General features: G+C 67.9%; 14 protein-coding genes. 5 read left to right on the forward strand and 9 right to left on the reverse strand.

Translation table 11 applies throughout. The features are described from left to right. Positions 1–7 precede the first annotated feature (7 nt). From AZG88_RS14300 to AZG88_RS14315, 4 genes are read right to left on the reverse strand one after another with little or no spacing between them, the layout of a single operon-like run. The gene (locus tag AZG88_RS14300) at positions 8–475 is read right to left on the reverse strand and encodes an SRPBCC family protein (protein ID WP_005244060.1); all 468 of its coding nucleotides are present in this window, start codon (positions 473–475) and stop codon (positions 8–10) included. A gap of 21 nt (positions 476–496) precedes the next feature. Continuing rightward, positions 497–1480 (reverse strand): antibiotic biosynthesis monooxygenase, encoded by a 984-nt coding sequence (locus AZG88_RS14305; protein WP_061041561.1) that lies wholly within the window; start codon positions 1478–1480, stop codon positions 497–499. 17 nt (positions 1481–1497) lie between these two features. Then, a complete protein-coding gene (locus AZG88_RS14310; protein ID WP_061698069.1) occupies positions 1498–4215 on the reverse strand; it encodes a molybdopterin-dependent oxidoreductase in 2718 nt (905 codons plus the stop codon). Further along, positions 4212–5039, reverse strand: coding sequence for an FAD binding domain-containing protein (locus AZG88_RS14315; protein ID WP_061698070.1), 828 nt, complete (start codon positions 5037–5039; stop codon positions 4212–4214). Before AZG88_RS14315 ends, AZG88_RS14310 begins: the two co-directional genes overlap by 4 nt. Positions 5040–5255: 216 nt before the next feature. Between AZG88_RS14315 and AZG88_RS14320 the strand changes: the two genes are divergently transcribed. After that, positions 5256–6752 carry an acetyl-coenzyme A carboxylase carboxyl transferase subunits beta/alpha gene (locus AZG88_RS14320; protein WP_061698071.1) on the forward strand — a complete coding sequence of 499 codons (1497 nt, stop codon included), beginning with the start codon at positions 5256–5258 and terminating at the stop codon, positions 6750–6752. On the opposite strand, the gene asnB is transcribed toward AZG88_RS14320, so the two are convergent. The 3 genes from asnB to AZG88_RS14335 form a co-directional block, all read right to left on the reverse strand. Further along, positions 6749–8590 carry an asparagine synthase (glutamine-hydrolyzing) gene (asnB, locus tag AZG88_RS14325; protein WP_061698072.1) on the reverse strand — a complete coding sequence of 614 codons (1842 nt, stop codon included), beginning with the start codon at positions 8588–8590 and terminating at the stop codon, positions 6749–6751. The two genes, AZG88_RS14320 and asnB, sit on opposite strands and share 4 nt — an antisense overlap. 173 nt (positions 8591–8763) lie before the next feature. Then, entirely contained in the window at positions 8764–10233 is a 1470-nt protein-coding gene (locus AZG88_RS14330) for an HNH endonuclease signature motif containing protein (protein ID WP_082833309.1), read from the reverse strand. Positions 10234–10311: 78 nt separating this feature from the next. Beyond that, positions 10312–10986: a GOLPH3/VPS74 family protein gene (locus AZG88_RS14335; protein ID WP_061698073.1), complete on the reverse strand. Its 675-nt coding sequence runs from the start codon at positions 10984–10986 to the stop codon at positions 10312–10314. 146 nt (positions 10987–11132) lie between these two features. Here AZG88_RS14335 and AZG88_RS14340 point away from each other — a divergent pair, with 146 nt between their 5' ends. After that, positions 11133–12170: an alpha/beta hydrolase gene (locus tag AZG88_RS14340; RefSeq protein ID WP_005244077.1), complete on the forward strand. Its 1038-nt coding sequence runs from the start codon at positions 11133–11135 to the stop codon at positions 12168–12170. A 141-nt stretch (positions 12171–12311) separates the two neighbouring features. Beyond that, a complete protein-coding gene (locus AZG88_RS14345; RefSeq protein WP_061698074.1) occupies positions 12312–14231 on the forward strand; it encodes a propionyl-CoA synthetase in 1920 nt (639 codons plus the stop codon). Between the two features lie 4 nt (positions 14232–14235). Here AZG88_RS14345 and AZG88_RS14350 read toward each other — a convergent pair whose 3' ends face one another. Then, the gene (locus AZG88_RS14350) at positions 14236–14811 is read right to left on the reverse strand and encodes a TetR/AcrR family transcriptional regulator (protein WP_005244080.1); all 576 of its coding nucleotides are present in this window, start codon (positions 14809–14811) and stop codon (positions 14236–14238) included. 98 nt (positions 14812–14909) lie between these two features. Here AZG88_RS14350 and AZG88_RS14355 point away from each other — a divergent pair, with 98 nt between their 5' ends. Together AZG88_RS14355 and AZG88_RS14360 are read left to right on the forward strand one after the other, a co-directional pair. Next, entirely contained in the window at positions 14910–16133 is a 1224-nt protein-coding gene (locus AZG88_RS14355; protein WP_061698075.1) for an MFS transporter, read from the forward strand. Between the two features lie 119 nt (positions 16134–16252). Then, complete coding sequence (locus AZG88_RS14360; protein ID WP_005244816.1) at positions 16253–17653, forward strand: IS1380 family transposase; 1401 nt, start codon at positions 16253–16255, stop codon at positions 17651–17653. A 169-nt stretch (positions 17654–17822) separates the two neighbouring features. Here the strand turns inward: AZG88_RS14360 and AZG88_RS14365 are convergent, their stop codons facing one another. Continuing rightward, positions 17823–19163: a cryptochrome/photolyase family protein gene (locus tag AZG88_RS14365; RefSeq protein ID WP_061698076.1), complete on the reverse strand. Its 1341-nt coding sequence runs from the start codon at positions 19161–19163 to the stop codon at positions 17823–17825. Between the last annotated feature and the right edge of the window lie 10 nt (positions 19164–19173).

Consider the following 19173-nt stretch of genomic DNA (forward strand, 5'->3'; position numbering starts at 1 on the left):
GAGCGGGTCAGCCGGCCTGCTTCTCGGCGGCGCCGGCGATGTCGTCGAGATCGCGCCGGATCGCCTTGGTGGTGGCCTTCAGCGCGAAGGAGCCGAACACTTTCATCATGAACTTCGACAATGCGCCGAGCCCAGTTGCTTCCGCTGAGAAGTGGAAAGTCAGGGTGGTGCCGTCACCGGCGGGCTCCAGGGTGAACACCGTCGTATAGTCCGCGCCGTGGGACGACGCCTTCACCACGGTGCGCTTCTCCGGGTCGATCTCCGTGACCCACATTTCCTCGGTCGACGACTTGCCGAACAGCACCCGGGTCTCACGCCAGCGCGTGCCGACTTCGTATTTCGTCGAGTCCAGCCTCTCGAGCTTCTCCACACCGCTCAGAACCGATTCGGCGTTGTCCAGATCGGTGATGACCGCCCACACGGCGCCGACGGGCGCATCGATCGTTCGGCTCACGCGGATCTCCGAGGCTGACATGAGGCACCCATTTCTTTCTTCTCAGGGCAGGGACCAGAACTGGCGGGTCAGCAGGTAGAAGACGATGACCCAGAACACCATAACCCCGGCGACGATCGCGATCCCTCGACGGTTCGTTGTCGCTTCCGGAACATCGGGGGGCGGCCGCAGCCAGCGCCCCAGCACTCGGTTCACGTAGTACGGCATCGTCACGAAGCTCATGATGAAGCTGGACAGCAGGTTTCCGACGAGCAGTCCGAGCCACAACGGCATCTTCAGCGGCGACAGCGCGAGGGTGAGAATCACGACGGTGGGATAGAGACCGACCCACACCGCGATCGACGTCTTGGTTTCGGACGGCGGCGGCGCCTCGTTGCCGTTCTCGTCGAACGCGAACCAGCTCCCGAAGGAGTTGTCGATGGTGCGCAATTCGAAGTCGTGGAACTTCTCCCCCTCCGCGAGAAGTTCCTGACGCTTCGCCGAGGTGAGCCACCTGTCGAGGTCGGCGGCGTTGTCGTAGCGGTACAGCGCGGTCCACTCGTCCTGAACTCCCTCGATGGGCCGGAAGAGTTCGCTTCCGCGGAAGCCGTCGAACTTGCTCTCTTCCAATCGCAGTCGATCCTGCCACGCGAGGAAGTCGTCGACGTGCTCCGGACCGACACGGTGCGTCACGACGACCGTCACGAGCGGATCCGACTCGCGCGTGCCCCCGCTGATGACCTGCTGGGTGGCGGGGCCGTCGAAGTACTGCTGCCCCTCGTCCAGCCGGTGCTGCCGGGTGGCGCTGTTGATCCAGGCCTGCACGTGGGCCACGGAATCGAAGCGGTAGACCACGACCCAGTCGGGTTGCACGGCGGTGGGCGCCGAGATCTCGGCGCCCAGAAACCCCGGGTAGTGGGATGCGGCGGTGTTCATGTCCTGCTGCCAGGCTTCGAAGGCCTCCTCGGATCCGGCACGTACCTTCTGGCCGATGATGACCGTCGCGGCGTTGCCGGTGGACTTCTCGGTGGGCTTCTCGGTGTCCATCGCCCTCTCCTCACGGCTCAGGTCGTCGGAACCGATCGGTTCTCGCCGATTCGGCTGTAGATCCGCTCGGGGGTGAGCGGCAGTGCGCGGAAACGCACACCCGTCGCGTTCTCCAGCGCGTTGGCCAGCGCAGGTGCCACCGGGTTGATGCAGCACTCCGCCATTCCCTTCGCACGCATCGGTCCGACGGAATCCGTCGAATCGACCAGCAGCACTTCGGTACGGGGAATGTCGGCGTAGGTGGGGATGCGGTAGTTGCGCAGGTTGGGGTTGATCATCACACCGTTGTCGTCGACGTGAAAGTTCTCGGTCAGCGCGAATCCGATGCCCTGGGCGACGCCGCCCTCGATCTGGCCGCGGACCTGCACCGGGTTGATGATCACCCCGGCGTCCGTGGCGTGGACGCTGTAGAGGATGCGGATCTCGCCCGTCACCCGGTGGACGGCGATGCGGAAACCGTGGGTGTTGGAGACGACGCTGCGCGGCGAACCGTACGCCTTGCGCGCCTCGGTGAACCGGATGCCGCGCCGGCGGGCGGCGTCGAGGAGTTCGGTCAGCGGCACGCGCGTGCCGTCGCAGAGCACCCCGTCGTCGTCCATCGAGCAGGACGCGACGTCGACCCCGGTGTGCGCGGCGGCGAACGCCAGGATTCGGTCGCGCAGGGCCTCCGACGCCCGCGACACGGCGTTGCCCGCGACGAAGAGGCCGGCGCTGGCGAACGCCCCTGTGTCGAAGCCCGTCCGGTCGGTGTCGGACTGCACGAGACGCACCCGCGACGGGGTGGTACCGAGATGGGTGGCCGCGATCTGCACGTGCGCGGTCGACGTTCCCTCACCGAATTCGACGGTGCCGACGGCGAGTTCGTACACGCCGTCGTCGCCGAGCGTCGCCCACGCCTCCGAGATGTGTTCGGTCGGCGGCGCCGTCTCGTGCAGCGAGCTCGCGGTGCCCTCGCCGACGAGCCAGTCGTCGCCCAGCACCTGCCCGTTCCCGGTCCGCCTCAGTGCGGCGTCGACGAGATCGATGCACTGCCCGAGCCCGTCCTCCGCGAACACGACGTCGTCGGGACCGTCGTCGATCGCGACGAGTGAGTCACCGGGGCGGACGATGTTGCGGCGCCGCAACTCGAGCGGGTCGATGTCGAGCGCGACCGCCAGCTCGTGCATGGCGGACTCCACCGCGAAGGCGGGCTGGGTCATGCCGTACCCGCGCAGCGCTCCGCTGGGCACGCTGTTCGTGTAGACGGAGTACCCATCGAACTTCTTGTTGAGACACCGGTAGGCCGAGATTGCGGCACCGGCGGCGAACAACGTCTCGCCGCCGTGGTTGCCGTACGCGCCCGTGTTCGACACGTTGCGCACCTGGAACGCCGTCAGTGTGCCGTCAGCCCGGGCGCCGAGCTTGATCGTCAGCTTCATCGGGTGCCGCGGCGACGCCGTCGTGAACTCTTCCTCCCGGGTGAACTCGAAGCAGACGGGCCGGCCCGTGTCGAGGGTGGCGAGGGCGACCAGATCCTCCGAGATCACCTCCTGTTTGCCGCCGAAACCGCCCCCGACGCGCATACAGAACACGCGCAACTGGTCGGGGCGCAGGTCGAACAAGTGAGCCAGCTTGACCTTCGCGATCGACGGCGACTGCGAACTCGTGCGCACGTGTAGCCGGCCGTCCTCCATCCAGGCGATCGACCCGTGCGTCTCGAGATGCGCGTGCTGCACGCGCGGTGTGAAGTACGAGCCCTCGTGGATCACGTCGGCCTCGGCGAACCCCGCCTCGACGTCGCCCACCTCACCGTGGAGCTCGAGCAGGATGTTGTGCACGGGATCCCGCACGAACGGATCGTCCGAACCGTGCAACTGCGGTGCACCGTCGGCCATCGCCTCCTCCGGGTCGAACACCGCAGGCAGCACATCATATTCGACGACTACCCTGCGACAACCCTCCTCCGCGGCGCCGACCGAGTCGGCCAGCACCGCAACCACCCGCTGGCCGGCGAAGCGGACCGTGTCGTCGAGGATGTACGTGTCGTCGGGGTCGACGAGGTGATCGGTGTGGATCGCGGTCGTGAACAGCTTCCGGGGCACGTCCTCCCACGTATACACGCGGTGCACGCCGGGGACGGCGAGCGCCGCCGTCTTGTCGATCGAGACGATGCGGGCGTGGGCGTGCGGGGAATGCAGCACCTTGACGTGCAGCATGCCGTCGATCTCGGTGTCCATCGTGAACTCGGCACGCCCGGTGACCACGTCGGTGGCCGCGGGTGCCCCCACGCTGGTGCCGACCGCGCGACCCGGCTCGGCGACCTCCACCGCGGCCACGCCGTTGACGGCGTCCTCGATGGCCCGATAGCCGGTGCAGCGGCAGAGATTGCCCTTGAGTGCGCGCGGCAGGTCTTCCTTCTGCGCGTCCGTGAACGTCGCGGACGTCATGATCATCCCGGCGGTGCAGAAGCCGCACTGGAATCCGGGGGCGTCACGGAACTGCCGCTGCAGCGGATGCAGGTCGTCCGGCGAACCGAGGCCCTCGATCGTGGTCACCTCCCGCCCCTCGGCGCGGAACGCGGGCGTGATGCAACTGTGCACGGGATCGCCGTCGAGCCACACCGTGCAGGCTCCGCAATCACCTGCGTCACAACCCTTCTTGACGCCGTGATGACCGAGCGAGCGCACGAACGTGCGCAGGCACTGCCCGGGATTCGGTTCCGCGTCGAACGTCCTGCCGTTCACGGTGTACGTCATCGCCGGTCTCCTGCCGCGAGCTCGGTCCGGATCTCCTCGGCGAAGTGCTTCGCCAGGTGGCGACGGTGGTCGGGGGTGCCGTTGGGGTCGTCGAACCACACGTCGTCGGGCAGCGCGTCGATGCGCTGCTGCAGCGCCTCGGCGTCGGGCACGGCGTCGAACGCGAATCGGATCGGGCGCGTCGTGCCCGCCGTGATCGTGAGCAGCAGGTCGTCGGCGCCGGGCGACCTGGTGCCGATCATGAACAGAGTGGAACGGCCCAGGCGAGTCAGCGTGAAGCGGCGGTGCGCGTGTTGCTTGCGCAGGGCGCTGACCGGGATGTCGATGCGCCGCAGGATCTCACCCGGCGCGAGCACGTTCTCGTGGTTGCCCGTCACGAAGTCGGCGGCGTCGACGGTCCGCTCGGATCCGTCGGCGGCCCACAGCGTGTACGTCGCCTCGAGCGCGACCGTCATCGTGATCATCGGGCCGGCGGGCAGTGACATGCAGATGTTGCCGCCCACCGTCGCCGAATTCCAGATCTTGAACGATGCCAGGAACGCCTCGCAGCTCGTCCCGAACAGGGACCCGGCGCGCCAGTCGTCCGGCGGCGCAAACGCATACAACTCACGGATGGTGCACGTCGCTCCGATCTCGAGACCGGCGTCGCTCGGCACCAGGGTGTCCCAGCCGAGCGCCGTGAGATCGACGAGACGGCGCAGGTCGGGCTGCTGATCGGAGAACAGCCACGTTCCGCCTGCCAGCCAGGCGTCACCTTCCCGCCACCGCGCACCCGGCCGGTCGGGTGGGCGCCGAACGACATCGGTGATGGTGTTGAGGTCCATATGACTGCTCCACTCGGGAAATGTGTCGTCGTTCTCGTACCCGGCCTGCGTCAACCCATCTGACTTTAGACACCGCGACGGCGGTCTCGGTGTCAATTGCCGGGTTCCACCCGGGCGCTGTTTGCCGTGTTCCGGCCGCGCGGGCGACCGTGTGGGCGACCGTCACCCGCCGTAGCAGACATTCGCCGCCCCGGACCGACCGCTACTCTCAGGGCCATGGCCGCCAAGATCTCCGCCCACGACGCGCTCGAGCTGGTACTGGACGCAGGCAGCTTCGTCTCCTGGGACACCGCGCCCGTCGATGCGCGGCCGAACGAGAAGTACCGCGCCGACCTGCAGAAGGCCGCCGAGAAGTCGGGTGTCGACGAATCGGTGATCACCGGCGTCGGCACCGTCCGCGGGCGCCCGGTCGCGGTGATCGCGTGCGAGTTCGCGTTCCTGGCCGGCTCGATCGGTGTTGCCGCGGCCGAGCGGATCGTCTCCGCCATCGAACGCGCCACCCGTGAGGGTCTCCCCCTGCTCGCCTCGCCCACGTCGGGGGGCACACGCATGCAGGAGGGCACCGTCGCCTTCGTGCAGATGGTGAAGATCGCGGCGGCCGTCGCCACCCACAAGGCCGCCCATCTCCCCTATCTGGTGTATCTGCGGAACCCGACCACCGGCGGCGTGTTCGCGTCCTGGGGTTCCCTCGGGCACATCACGGTGGCCGAACCCGGTGCACTCGTCGGGTTCCTCGGGCCCCGCGTCTACGAGGCGCTGTACGGCGAGAAGTTCCCCGAGGGCGTGCAGACGTCCGAGAACCTGTACCGCAACGGCGTCATCGACGGCGTCGTCCCTGCCACGCGCCTGCGCCGGCTCGTCCATCGGGCGTTGCGGGTGCTGATCGATCCGCCGACGTCGACCGCCGTAACCGAACCGGCGCCGCCGGCCGTCGACATCCCCGACGTGCCCGCGTGGCAGTCGGTGATGTTGTCGCGGCGCGCCGACCGGCCCGGAATCCGCCACCTGCTGCGGCACGCAGCAACCGAGCAGGTGCCCCTCAGCGGCACCGGCCAGGGTGAAACCGAGGGGACGGTGCTGCTGTCGCTGGCCCGTTTCCGCGGCGCACCGTGCGTGTTGCTGGGCCAGGACCGCGCCGGACAGTCCGCGCTGAACACGATGGGTCCCGCCGCCCTCCGCGAGGCACGCCGCGGCATGCGGTTGGCCGAGGAGTTGCAGATCCCCCTGGTCCTGGTGATCGACACCCTCGGTGCAGCACTGTCTCAGGAGGCGGAGGAACGCGGCCTGGCCCCCGAGATCGCACGCTGCATCTCCGACCTCGTGACGTTGAAGACGCCGACCGTGTCCGTACTGCTCGGTCAGGGCACCGGCGGCGGGGCGCTCGCCTTCCTCCCCGCCGACCGCGTGCTCGCCGCGCAGAACGGGTGGCTCGCCCCGCTACCTCCCGAAGGCGCCAGCGCGATCGTCCACCGCGACACCTCGCACGCCCCCGAGATGGCGGCCGCGCAGGGCATCCGTTCGCTCGACCTGCTGCGCGACGGCGTCATCGACGCCATCATCCCCGAGCATCCGGACGCCGCCGACGAGGCCGTCGATTTCTCCAAGCGGGTCGGCGAGGCCATCTCCCGGGAACTCCGTGCCCTGACCGGGGTTCCCGAGGGCGAGCGCTTCGCGGCCCGGCTCGCCCGCTACCGGAACCTCGGTCTGGACTAGGACAACTTGATCGTCGGGTTGTACATGTCCATCCACAGCGCGAGGTCGAGCGTGCGCTCGAGTCCGCGACGCGACACCTGACTGATCTGCGGGGTGTCGACGGACACCGCCCGCGACAACCAGTCCGCACTGACCAGGCCGAACACCGGGTGCGAGGGGTCACCGAGCAGGTCCTTGCCGTGCTGCTGCAACGCCACCGCGTACTTCGGGTCCTGGGTGGACGGGTACGGCGACTTGACCCGGTCGATCACCGACTGCGGCAGCACATCCCTGGTCGCCGCCCGCAGCAACGATTTCTCCTTGCCGTCGAACGTCTTCAGCGACCACGGCGTGTTGTAGACGTACTCGACCAGCCGGTGATCGCAGAACGGCACCCGGACCTCGAGTCCGACGGCCATGCTCGCGCGGTCCTTGCGGTCGAGCAGGACGCGGACGAAACGCGTCAGATGCAGGTAGCAGATCTTCCGCATCCGCCATTCGAAGTCGGATTCGCCGTCCAGCCGATCGATCCCGGACACCGCTGCGTCGTACGAGTCCTGCACATAGTCGTCCATGTTCAGTGCCGCCGTCACCTCCGGGGTGAAGATGTTGCTCTCGTCGCCGAAGTGCTCGGCGAACTGCACGAGCCACGGGAAGGTGTTCGCCTGCTGCGCCTTCGGGTCGAAGAACTGCTTGTACCCGCCGAACACCTCGTCGGCCGACTCACCGGACAGCGCCACCGTGGAGTGCCGGCGGATCGCCTTGAACAGCAGATACAGCGACGCATCCATGTCGCCGAGGCCCATGGGAATGTCCCGGGCCCGGATGACCTTCGCGCGCACCGCGGGGTCGGCCAGTGCGTCGGAGTCGAGGACGATGTCCTGGTGCGCGGTCCCGGATCGCCGGGCCACGTCGTGCACGTACGGAGTATCCGGGGTGCCCCGCAGTTCGTCCGCAACGAAATGTTCGGTCTGACCGACGAAGTCGACGGCGAACGTGCGCACCGTCTCGCCCACCTCGGCAAGCTGCTCGGCGGCGATACCGGTCATCGCGGACGAGTCGAGACCACCGGACAGCAGGGTGCAGCGCGGCACGTCGGCGACCAGTTGCCTGCGCACGATGTCGTCGAGGAGTTCGCGGACATGGGCGACGGAGGTGTCCCGATCGTCGGTGTGCGGACGGGTCTGCAGGGTCCAGTACCGGTGCGTCCGCAGTCCGGTGCGCGAGACGGTGACCACCGTGCCCGGCTCCACCTCACGCATGCCCTCCCACACGGCGTGGCCCGGTGTCTTGACGAACGCGAACAACTCCCGGATCCCGTCCATCGTGACGGTCGACTCGGCGATCGGATTGGCAAGGATCGCTTTAGGTTCCGAACCGAACAGGACGCCGTCTCGGGTCTCGTAGTAGTAGAACGGCTTGATGCCCATCCGGTCGCGGATCATCACGAGTGCGTCGGTCCGCGAATCCCAGATGGCGAACGCGTACATGCCGTTGAGCCGCTCCGCGACAGCCTCTCCCCACTCCAGGTATCCGTGGAGCACCACCTCGGTGTCGGAGTCCGTGGCGAACCGGTGACCGCGCCCGTACAGCTCCTCGCGCAGTTCACCGAAGTTGTACACCTCGCCGGAGTAGACCATCGCAACGGTCCCGCCGGGGGTGTCCACGCTCATCGGCTGATGCCCACCCGGCAGATCGATGATCGCGAGCCTTCGATGCCCGAGCGCGGCGTGTTCGACGACCCACGTACCGCGATCGTCCGGCCCCCGGCAGTTCATCGTCTCGGCCATGGCATCCACGGTGGGCTGCTCGACGCGTAGATCGCGTGCGAACGAGATCCATCCGGCGATTCCGCACATGTGTTCCTCCGGCTGTCGCTGGCGCTCTTCCCTCGGCGCATGGTCAGTTTCGAGGCGGCGAACCGAGTCCGAACCGTAGCAATCGCATTGACAGTTCTTTACTCTTGCTAACCACCTATATTCCACGGTAACCCTTTTCGGCGCGCAGGCGGTGGGCCCGGAAACACCGCCGGTCAGAACGGCGCGGGTTCGTCGGTCGGGTAGGCCTCGGGTGCGCGTGCACCGGGCGACCGGCGCCGCACCGCATCCAGGTGCGCCTGCCGTCGGCGGCGCTCCGCCCGGATCCGCGCAGCGGTGTTCTGCGCACGGGTGCGGCGACGGACCGCGGGGTTGGCGACATGGTCGCTTCCAGCAGCAACGTCTCGTCCGGCACCCAGGAGCCCCGACGACCGCGGTCGGTATCGGTGACCGGTGGGCGATGTCAACTCGATTCCACCGTCAGCGGTCACCCTCCAGTGACCGGAATGTTTGAGCCGGTGGTGATTTCGACAGTAGGCGGTCATGTTCCCGGCCACTGTCGGACCTCCGGCCGCGGGATCGGCATGGTCGAACGGCCGATGATGATCGAGGTCCGTGTTCCAGGCCGCCACATCGCAGTGCAACCACTCGCACCCGCCGGCCAGCACCCGCATCCAGGTGTCGAGCACGGTGCCGGGACGGTACGTGGTCGGGACGACAGAACTCGGTGCCCGCACCGGTTCGACATCCGCGCCGGCGGCGATCTCGCGTGCGTGCGCCGCGTCGACGATTCCGTAGCCGTCGAGGTAGGCCGGTTCGTCGCCGCCCGCGAGTGTGGCGTCGAGCATGATGAGGTGCACGAGAGGCTTGCGCGCGGTCGTCGCGATGCGGGAGCGCTGGCCGCAATCGACCCGCCCACATTCACAGTGCACGAACCCGGCCCCGTCGATGAGCGCGGACAATCCGTCGGCCCGTCTCTGTTCGTACGTTCGAAGATCCTTCGGGCACACGGTGTTTGCCAGTTCGCGCAATCGCGCGTCGAATGCGCGACCCTGCCCCGCAGGGATGGAACCGAGGATTCGGCACATGCCGTCCTCTGCCGCGCCGACTCCGACGAACCGGTCTACCTGTGCCTTCTCCCGCTTGGCCCGCACCCCTGCCGGGTCGAGTCTTGCGATGATGCGGTTGGCGGCGTTCGTCAGCCTGTGGCCGGTCAACCCGGTTTTGCCGGAGCGCGGCGGGGCCAGAACCTGTTCGAGGAGTTGATGTTCGACCTCGCCGATCCGGTCGTCGCTGACGTTTGCCGTCGCGTCCTCGATCAGGCGCACCCGGTACATGTCGAGATCACCGCGTGCCATGGCCTCGCGTGTGGCGTGCAACCGGGTGCGTAGCGACATGCCCAGGCCGATCAGCCGACCCGCCGCCGCTCGCCCCATGGTGAGCGCGGCACCGATCTCGGCCTCGACAACTTCGTGCGCGGTCGACGTCCACGCCCCGTCCGACTCGACCTCGGCAGTGCGGCGCACGAAGAGCTCGGCGATCACCGCCAACTTCCGTTCGGCCACCACCGACTCGCTTCGATGGAGGTCGGTCATCAACTCGACCAGACCCACATCGGATTCCCCATCGACGAGACAGCAGACCGTCTCCCGAATCCCCCGATCGAATACCCCCGTATCGAACATGTGTTCTACAGTAGCGAAAGTTGTTGCGCTCCACAAGACCCCACAACCCTCGCTACGCCTCGCAGAACCGCACGCCGCCTAGCCACTCCCCGCGACGATGGCGGGCACGGTGGCGGCGACGACGATCGCGGCGTTGACGGCCTCGACGGATTTGCGCACGGCCTTGCCTGCCCAGTCGCCTTCGGCGATCTCCCTCGCCCGTTTCTTCACGGCCCGACGATCGGCGTCCGGGAACAGCTTCGGGGCCGCGTCGACCGCGGACAGGAGCGAGACGAGCGCGGCGGTGCGCGGAGTGGGGGTGACCCCGTCGAGGAGCGCGGCGCTCAGTTCGGACCGCAGCGCGCGTTCGTGGCTGCCGTCGACTTCCGGCCACCGCGTGGTGGGGAAGATTCCCAGCACCTTGCCCCTCTCCTCGCGGACCCATCCCGCGTCGACGATGCGTTTCGCGAGTTCGTCGCGCAGGTTCTTGGCGAGCTTCTCGATGGCTGCTTCCGGTTTCATCGGCTTGGACGTACCGATGAGGTCGACGGCACGCGCGAGCAGCGGATCCTGCGGTCGCACTCCGCCCCGGACGACGAGCCGCCCCTTCTTCACGTCGTCGCCGAGTTCGGCCGGGGTGACGACGTGACCCAGGGCCAGTTCCAGAAGAACGGCGCCGGCGAGGACACGCGGCATCCGGGTCCCGTCGACGACGGGCTTCCCCGAAGTGTCGTCCAGCAGCAGCAACAGCAGATCTTCGGCGAGCAGCGTCATGCTTCCACGATAGGGCGGGCGTCGCGGCGAAGTCCGGTGTCCGTTCAGCCGCCCCGGGGAATGTTTGCCGGTTACCGTGAAGGGGGAATATTCGGAGTATTCACCAGACGGTTGTCGGGCACCGCAGTCAAGCACGAGGAGCGGCTATGAGCGCGATCGGACACTGTCGGGCAGTCCTGGCGGTCGCCGTCGTTGCGTCGTCTGCCATGTTCGGTCAGGTGGCCACGGCGTCGGCGGACGAGTGGCGGACCCTTCCCGCCGACAAGCCGGCATCGGCAGACGGATCCGTCCTCGACCACATCGAGGAGATCGACGACCGTCAGCTGAACATGTACGTCTACTCCGCGGCGATGGAGAAAGTGATTCTCCTCGAGGTGATCCGCCCCGCCGATACGAGCGTGCCCCGGCCGACGCTGTACCTGCTCAACGGCGCCGGTGGCGGCGAGGACTCGGCAACCTGGCAGGCGAGGACCGACGTGGTCGACTTCTTCGCCGACAAGAACGTCAATGTCGTCACTCCCGTCGGCGGCGCGTACAGCTACTACACCGACTGGCAGAAGCCCGATCCCGTCCTCGGCGTGAACGAGTGGACCACCTTCCTCACCGAAGAACTTCCCCCGATCGTCGACGCCGCGCTCGGAACGAACGGTGAAAACGCCATCGCGGGACTGTCGATGTCGGGCACGTCCGTCCTGAGCTTGGCCGAGGCCGCCCCCTCGCTGTACCGCGCGGTCGGCGCGTTCAGCGGGTGCGCCCAGACGAGCACCAAACCGGGGCGGGACTACGTCACCTTCGTCGTCAGCTTCCGAGGCGGAGATGTCGAGAACATGTGGGGACCGCCCGACGACCCTGCCTGGGTGGCCAACGACCCGGTGGTCAACGCCGAGAAGCTGCGCGGAATCGACTTGTACATCAGCAATGCCACCGGACTGCCCGGCGTCCACGAGAACCTCAACGGCCCGGATATCAACGGAGATGTGGGGACCCTGGCCAACCAAGTGATAATCGGCGGCATCATCGAGGCGGGCACCAATCAGTGCACCCATGCACTCGCCGACCGGCTGAACGCTCTGGGGATCCCGGCCACGTACGACTTCCGGCCCGCCGGCACCCACTCGTGGGGCTATTGGCAGGACGACCTGCACAACTCCTGGCCCATGATCGCCGGTTCCCTCGGTCTCTGACCGGTTCACCGCAACTCCACTGGGCGACGAAAACCCGCCGCCCAGCGCAGGCCTGCGTCCCGGCCGTCCGGACGGTGTCGCCGGACACCGACGTCACATAGGGTGTTTCAGGTCACAAGGACGACGAGAGGACGGACATCGATGAGCTCCGCGACTGAGCACGCCGGTCACAGCTACGCGGAGGTCTACCGCGAGAGCGCCGAACGTCCCGAGGTCTTCTGGCTCGCCGCCGCCGAGGCCGTGGAATGGGAGACGCCGCCGACGCGGGCGCTCGACGATTCCGCCGCCCCGATGTACCGGTGGTTCCCGGACGCGTCGCTGAACACCTGCTTCAACACTCTCGATCGGCACGTGCGGGACGGCAACGGGGATCGGGCGGCGTTGATCTACGACTCGGCGATGGCCCCCGATGCGTCCCGCACCTACACGTACGCAGAACTTCTCGACGAGGTGTCCCGGTTCGCCGGCGTCCTGAAGGACCAGGGTGTGGTGGCCGGTGACCGGGTGATCGTCTACATGCCGATGATCCCCGAAGCGGCGATCGCGATGCTGGCCTGCGCCCGCATCGGTGCCGTGCACTCGGTGGTGTTCGGCGGCTTCGCCGCGAAGGAACTCGCGACCCGCATCGACGACGCCGGACCGGTGGTCCTGTTGACGGCATCGGGCGGCCTCGAGCCGGGGCGCACTGTCGACTACCTGCCGATGGTGGCGAAGGCGCTCGAGCTGTCCGGAACCCCTCCGCACACGGTGATCGTCAAGGACCGGGAGCAGATCCCGGGTTCGGCCGCCGACTACCGGGACGGCAACGCGGCGTGGTTCGACTGGGATGCGCTGATGGCGGATGCGGCACCCGCGGAGCCGGTTCCGGTGGCCGCGACGGACCCGCTGTACATCCTCTACACGTCCGGCACCACCGGGAAGCCGAAGGGCGTGATCCGCGACAACGGTGGGCACGCCGTCGCGCTGACGTGGTCGATGCGCAACATCTACGACATCGGCCCGGGCGACGTGTGGTGGACCGCGTCCGACGTGGGCTGGGTGGTCGGGCACTCGTACATCGTCTACGGGCCGCTGCTGGCCGGTGCCACGTCCGTGCTCTACGAGGGCAAGCCGGTCGGAACCCCGGATGCGGGCGCGTTCTGGCGGGTGATCTCCGAACACGGTGTGTCGGCACTGTTCACCGCACCGACCGCGATCCGCGCCGTGCGCAAGGCCGATCCGGACGCGAAGGAGATCGAGAAGTACGACATCTCCTCCCTGAAGACGCTGTTCGCGGCGGGCGAGCGCCTCGACCCCGACACGTACGCGTGGGCCACCCGTGTCCTGGACCGTCCCGTCGTCGACCACTGGTGGCAGACCGAGACCGGCTGGGCGATCTGCGCCAACCTTCGCGGGCTCGAACCCATGCCGCTGAAGGCGGGCTCCCCCACTGTTCCGGTGCCCGGGTACCGGGTCGAGGTGGTCGACGCTGAGGGGAACGCGGTTCCGGCGGGGGCTGAGGGCAACATCGTGATCGGGCTGCCGCTGCCTCCGGGCACCCTGGCCGGGTTGTGGCGTGACCCGGAGCGGTACGTGCGGTCGTACCTCGCCACGTTCGAGGGCTACTACCTGACCGGCGACTCCGGTTACATCGACGACGACGGGTACGTGTACGTCCTCGGGCGTAGCGACGACGTCATCAACGTTGCCGGACATCGGCTTTCGACGGGCAGCATGGAAGCGGTGGTCGCGGGACACCCCGCGGTGGCCGAATGCGCGGTGGTCGGGATCCGCGACGAACTCAAGGGCCAGCGGCCCAGTGGCTACGTCGTACTCAAGGCCGGGGTCGAGATCGACCCGGAAACACTCCGCAACGAACTGGTCGCGATGGTGCGCGAGCAGATCGGCGCCGTCGCCACGTTCCGTGACGTGACGGTCGTGCAGGCACTGCCCAAGACCCGCTCGGGCAAGATCCTGCGCAAGACGATGCGGCAGATCGCCGACCACGAGGAGTACACGGTGCCCTCCACCATCGAGGACGTCGCCGTTCTCGACGCGCTGAAGAAGCAGCTGGGCGGCTGACCTCTCAGACCCGGACGGCCGCGTCGAGTGCGTGATCCACCAGTTCCCCGACGCGGTCCGCTTCGAGAGGGTCGAGGTCGAACAGGATGCGGTAGATGATCGGCGCCACGACGTGGTCGATCACGTGCTCGACCACGCCCTGCACGGGTTCGCCCCGTCCGAGGATCGTTTCGATCTGGGTGCGGCAGAACGTCGCGCACCTGAACTGATTGGTGCCGTCCTCCGACCTGACGGTGTCGGCACTCATCACGACGTCGCGCAGTGCCGCCCGCCCCACCGGCGAGGACATCTCCTCGAGGTAGTCCTGCGCCCAGGCAACTAGGTCGCCTCGCACACTGCCGGTTTCACGCGGGGGCGCGTCGGGATGCAGACGCTCGAGCGCGACGTCCGCGAACAATTCGGTGATGTCCCCCCAGCGCCGGTAGATGGTCGACGGGGTGACCCCGGCGTCGGCGGCGATCATGGGGACGGTGATGTCCGCTCGGTCGCGCTCGTCGAGAAGTTTGCGCGTGGACGCATGCACCGCCTGCTGGATGCGGGCGCTGCGACCACCGGGGCGCGGGCCTGGAGCCGGACTCATGCCCCCATGCTAACGCAAAGACGTTGCATTAAGAATGGTGGCGGCGTAGCGTCCATTAACGCAAACCCTTTGCATTAATGTTCTCCGGGGAGTACGCCATGACGACGCTTGCCGCGCCCGAAGCACCATCGACGTCTCGACCCGCACTGCGCCGAGGAGCCGCCTTCACGCTCGTCGCGGTCGTGATCGCCACCCTGCTCGGCGCGTCTGCCGCACCGACACCGCTGTACGAGGTGTACCAGTCGAACTGGGGTTTCTCGTCGCTGCAGTCGACGCTGGTCTTCGGCATCTACGCGGTGAGCCTGCTGCTGGCGCTGCTCACCGTCGGCTCGCTCTCGGACTACGTCGGCCGCCGGCCCGTGCTGATCACGGCACTCGTGTTCGAGGCGGCCTCGATGATCATGTTCGCGACGGCCGAGGGCATCGGACTCCTGCTGATCGCCCGAGTCGTGCAGGGTTTCGCGACCGGCGCCGCGATCAGCGCGCTCGGTTCCACCCTCCTCGACCTCGAACGCGCGCCCGGACGCGGCGCCACCGTGAACAGCATCGCGCCCACGGTCGGCCTCGCACTCGGCGCCATCGGATCGAGCCTGATCAGCGAGCACCTTCCCCGGCCCACCAGCACGGTGTTCCTGGTGTTCTGCGCGCTGTTCGTCGTCGAGATCCTCGGCATCTGGGCCGCACCCGAGACGGCGGTCCGGCAGAAGGGGGCTCTGGCGTCGATGCGGCCGACGCTCGCGGTCCCGTCCACGGCACTGGGAATGCTCGTCCTCACCGGACCCTGCCTGGTGGCGGTGTGGGCGCTGGGCGGCTTCTACCTGTCCCTCGGACCTTCGCTCGCCCGCAACGCGCTCGACGTCCACACGTCGCTGATCGGCGCCATCATGGTCGCGACGCTCACCGGGACCGGCGCATTCGCGGTGTTCCTGCTGCGCAACGTGGCGGCACGGCGCATCCTGTACGTCGGAGCGTCCGCCCTCGTCGCCGGGGTCGCCATCACGCTGGTCGGCGCCGAAACCTCGTCGGCGCTGTGGATTCTCGCCGGAACCGCGGTGGCCGGCATCGGGTTCGGCGCCGGCTTCCAGGGCACCATCCGCACCGTCATGCCCCTGGCCGAACCGCACGAGCGCGCGGGATTGCTGTCGAGCATCTACGTGATCGCCTATCTCGCCAACAGCGTTCCCGCACTGATCGCCGGATACCTCGTCGGAAAGGTCGGGCTCGTCGACACCACCCGCATCTACGGCGGGCTCGTCATCGTCCTCGCCGCGGCGGCGTTCCTCGGGCTCCTCATGCGCCCAGCGCCCGTGAGTACTTCTTAACCTAGATCCACCGATGCAGTGTCGGGGTAGGTGAGTCGGAACGGCGAGATGCCCTTGCGTGCTGAAAGAATTGGACTTCTCACAGAACCAGTTCGATCGACACGAAGGGCATCTCTAGGGTGCAACTATCCCATACCCGGCCAGTGACGGCCGCGGCGTTCGATGACCGCAACCTCCTCGCCTCGGCCGGTCTGATTCCGGTGCTGGGGTTGGCCCAAGAAAGCGGGCTCGCTGACCTGGCGGACGAGCATGTGTCGGTGCCGACCGACAAGGGCTCGCATCCGGGCCGGAAGGTGTCCGCACTGGTGGCCGGTATGGTCGCCGGCGCCGACAGCATCGACGACATGGCAGTGTTGCGGCACGGTGCCATGCCGACGGTGTTCGACCGCCCGTACGCCCCGTCGACGCTGGGCTCATTTCTGCGGTCGTTCACCTTCGGGCACGTCCGCCAACTCGATGCGGTCGCCACCCGATTCCTGCATGGCTTGGCCGAACGGACACCGCTGGTAGATGGGCCCGAAGTCGGTGGGTCTGTGCTGGTCGACCTCGACGACACCATCGTGCCGGTGCACGGGCACGGTAAGCAGGGTTCGGGCTACGGATATACCGGGGTCCGGGGGTTGAATGCGCTGATCGCCACCGCGACCACCGAGGGACGGGCTCCGGTGATTGTCGGGCAGCGTCTGCGCCGCGGCGGCTGCGGGTCCCCGCGCGGGGCAGCGCGGATGGTCACCGATGCCGTCGCTACCGTCCGCCGCCTGCACCCGCGCACACCGGGTGGGGTGCTGGTGCGGGCAGATTCGGCGTTCTACGGGCACAAGATGGTGTCCGCGGCGATCCGGGCCGGGGCGGATGTGTCGGTCACCGTGCGGATGACGGCGAAGGTGAAAGCGGCGATCGCCGCCATCGACGAGCGCACGTGGACACCGATCGAGTACACCGACGCCGTCTACGACGAACCGAGCGGCCGGTGGATTTCCCGGGCCGAGGTCGCCGAGATCGACTTCACCGCGTTCACCCGGCTCGCGTCCGAGCGGACACCGGGCCGATTGGTGGTGCGCCGGATCCCCGACCTCAATCCCCGGGCCGGGGACGGGCAGGGCACGTTATTCGATACCTGGCGGTTCCACGCGTTTTTCACTACCACCGACCCCGCCGTGCTGGATACGGTGGCCGCGGACAAGGTCCACCGCGGGCACGCGATCATCGAGCAGGTCCACGCCGATCTGAAGAATTCCGCGCTCGCGCACCTGCCGTCGGGACGGTTCGCCGCCAACAGTGCCTGGCTGGTGCTCGCGGTGATGGCGTTCAATCTCACCCGCGCCGCCGCCACCATCACCGGGACCCGCCTGGCACGGGCGACGACCGCCACCATCCGCCGCACCCTGATCACCGTCCCGGCCCGGATCGCGTCCTCGGCACGCCGCCTCACCCTGCATCTGCCTCGGAACTGGCCCTGGGAAACCGAATGGAACCAACTCTTCACCGACACCTGGAGACGAAAACCGCAGGCCACCTAATCCGCCCGGCCACCCCCGGCCCGACCCGAAAGACCCAGTGGAACAATCCGACACCGAGGTCGGACGATCACCCACACCCATAAGCCCATCAACGCCCACACCCGGATCCGTCACCCGACCAACACTTCATCGGTGGATCCAGGCTTAACCGCCCGCGGTTGAGAAGTACTCACGGGGCCTTGATCTCGCCGTAGCGGGCGAGCGCCTCCTGCCGTTCGTGGGCGTGGTCGACGATCGGCGGCGGATAGTCCTCGGGGCGACCGTCTTTCAGGGCGTGAACGGCCTTCCCGGAGATGCCACGCAGTTCGGGCACCCACCGCCGGACGTACTCGCCGTCGGGGTCGAACTTCTCCCCCTGCGTCGTCGGGTTGAACACCCGGAAGTACGGCGACGCGTCCGTCCCCGATCCCGCGGTCCACTGCCAGCCGTGCTGATTGTTCGCCAGATCGCCGTCGACGAGCTGGTTCATGAAGTAGCGGGCACCCCGCCACCACGGCAGGTGCAGATCCTTGACGAAGAACGACGCGACGATCATCCGCACCCGATTGTGCATCCAGGCTTCGGCTTTCAGCTGACGCATCCCGGCGTCGACGATCGGGAACCCGGTCCGGCCCTCGCACCACGCCGTGAACGCCTCCTCGGCGTCGGGCCCACTGTCGTAGCGGATGTGGTCGAAGCGACGGTCGTAGTTTCCGCGGGCGCTGTCGGGGCGCTGGAAGAGGATGTCGGCGTAGAAGTCCCGCCACGCGAGCTGCCGCCGGTACTGTTCGGCGCTCTTGCTGCGGCGGCGCGCGAGATCACGGAGCATCGTGCGCGGATGAATGTTGCCGTACTTCAGGTACACCGACATCCGGCTGGTCGCGTCGAGACCGGGACGATCGCGCGCGTCCTCGTACCCGGCGAGGTCGTCCTCGCAGAACTCCGCCCACCGCTCCAGCGCCGCCGCCTCACCCGCGGCGTACCCGTCGGATTCGGGTTCGGGGATCTGCACCCGCCGCGCCTTCACGTCGTCCGGGTCCACCCACTCCACCGTCGCCGGACCGGTGTCGATCGGGGCGCGCCACCCGTGTTCGAGCCACTGCCGGAAGTACGGGGTGAACACGCGGTACGGCTCCCCGTCCGTCTTGGTCACCCGGCCCGGTGCCACCGCGTAGGGCGACCCGGTGGCCACGAGTTCGACGTGCTCGGCGACCGCGGCGTCACGCTCGCGACCGTACGGCCCGTAGTCGGCGCTGACATGCACCTCTTCGGCCGACACCTTCTCCGCCACCCTCGGGACCACGTCGACGGGATCGCCCTTCACCACCAGCAACCGGCCGTCGAGTTGGTCGTCCAACGCGGCGAGGCTGCGGAAGAGGAAGTCCCGGCGCGCACCGCCCGATGTTGTCAGCAGCCGATCGTCGAGGACGAACAACCCGAGCGCACGCGCCCCCGACTCGGCCACCGTGTGGAGCGTCGGCAGATCACCGAGCCGGAGGTCGCGCCGGAACCAGACGAGTGCGGTGTCCATACCTGCCACG

Source organism: Rhodococcus sp. LB1, from assembly GCF_001583455.1.
Lineage (GTDB): Bacteria > Actinomycetota > Actinomycetes > Mycobacteriales > Mycobacteriaceae > Rhodococcus_F > Rhodococcus_F opacus.

Bases quoted from the DNA above. Each gene is read 5' to 3' on its own strand.
- AZG88_RS14365 (WP_061698076.1), bottom strand. From the start codon at position 19,163: ATGGACACCGCACTCGTCTGGTTCCGGCGCGACCTCCGGCTCGGTGAT.
- AZG88_RS14320 (WP_061698071.1), top strand. From the start codon at position 5,256: ATGGCCGCCAAGATCTCCGCCCACGACGCGCTCGAGCTGGTACTGGAC.
- AZG88_RS14305 (WP_061041561.1), bottom strand. From the start codon at position 1,480: ATGGACACCGAGAAGCCCACCGAGAAGTCCACCGGCAACGCCGCGACG.
- AZG88_RS14350 (WP_005244080.1), bottom strand. From the start codon at position 14,811: ATGAGTCCGGCTCCAGGCCCGCGCCCCGGTGGTCGCAGCGCCCGCATC.
- AZG88_RS14355 (WP_061698075.1), top strand. From the start codon at position 14,910: ATGACGACGCTTGCCGCGCCCGAAGCACCATCGACGTCTCGACCCGCA.
- AZG88_RS14330 (WP_082833309.1), bottom strand. From the start codon at position 10,233: ATGTTCGATACGGGGGTATTCGATCGGGGGATTCGGGAGACGGTCTGC.
- AZG88_RS14340 (WP_005244077.1), top strand. From the start codon at position 11,133: ATGAGCGCGATCGGACACTGTCGGGCAGTCCTGGCGGTCGCCGTCGTT.
- AZG88_RS14315 (WP_061698070.1), bottom strand. From the start codon at position 5,039: ATGGACCTCAACACCATCACCGATGTCGTTCGGCGCCCACCCGACCGG.
- AZG88_RS14335 (WP_061698073.1), bottom strand. From the start codon at position 10,986: ATGACGCTGCTCGCCGAAGATCTGCTGTTGCTGCTGCTGGACGACACT.
- AZG88_RS14310 (WP_061698069.1), bottom strand. From the start codon at position 4,215: ATGACGTACACCGTGAACGGCAGGACGTTCGACGCGGAACCGAATCCC.
- AZG88_RS14345 (WP_061698074.1), top strand. From the start codon at position 12,312: ATGAGCTCCGCGACTGAGCACGCCGGTCACAGCTACGCGGAGGTCTAC.
- asnB (WP_061698072.1), bottom strand. From the start codon at position 8,590: ATGTGCGGAATCGCCGGATGGATCTCGTTCGCACGCGATCTACGCGTC.
- AZG88_RS14300 (WP_005244060.1), bottom strand. From the start codon at position 475: ATGTCAGCCTCGGAGATCCGCGTGAGCCGAACGATCGATGCGCCCGTC.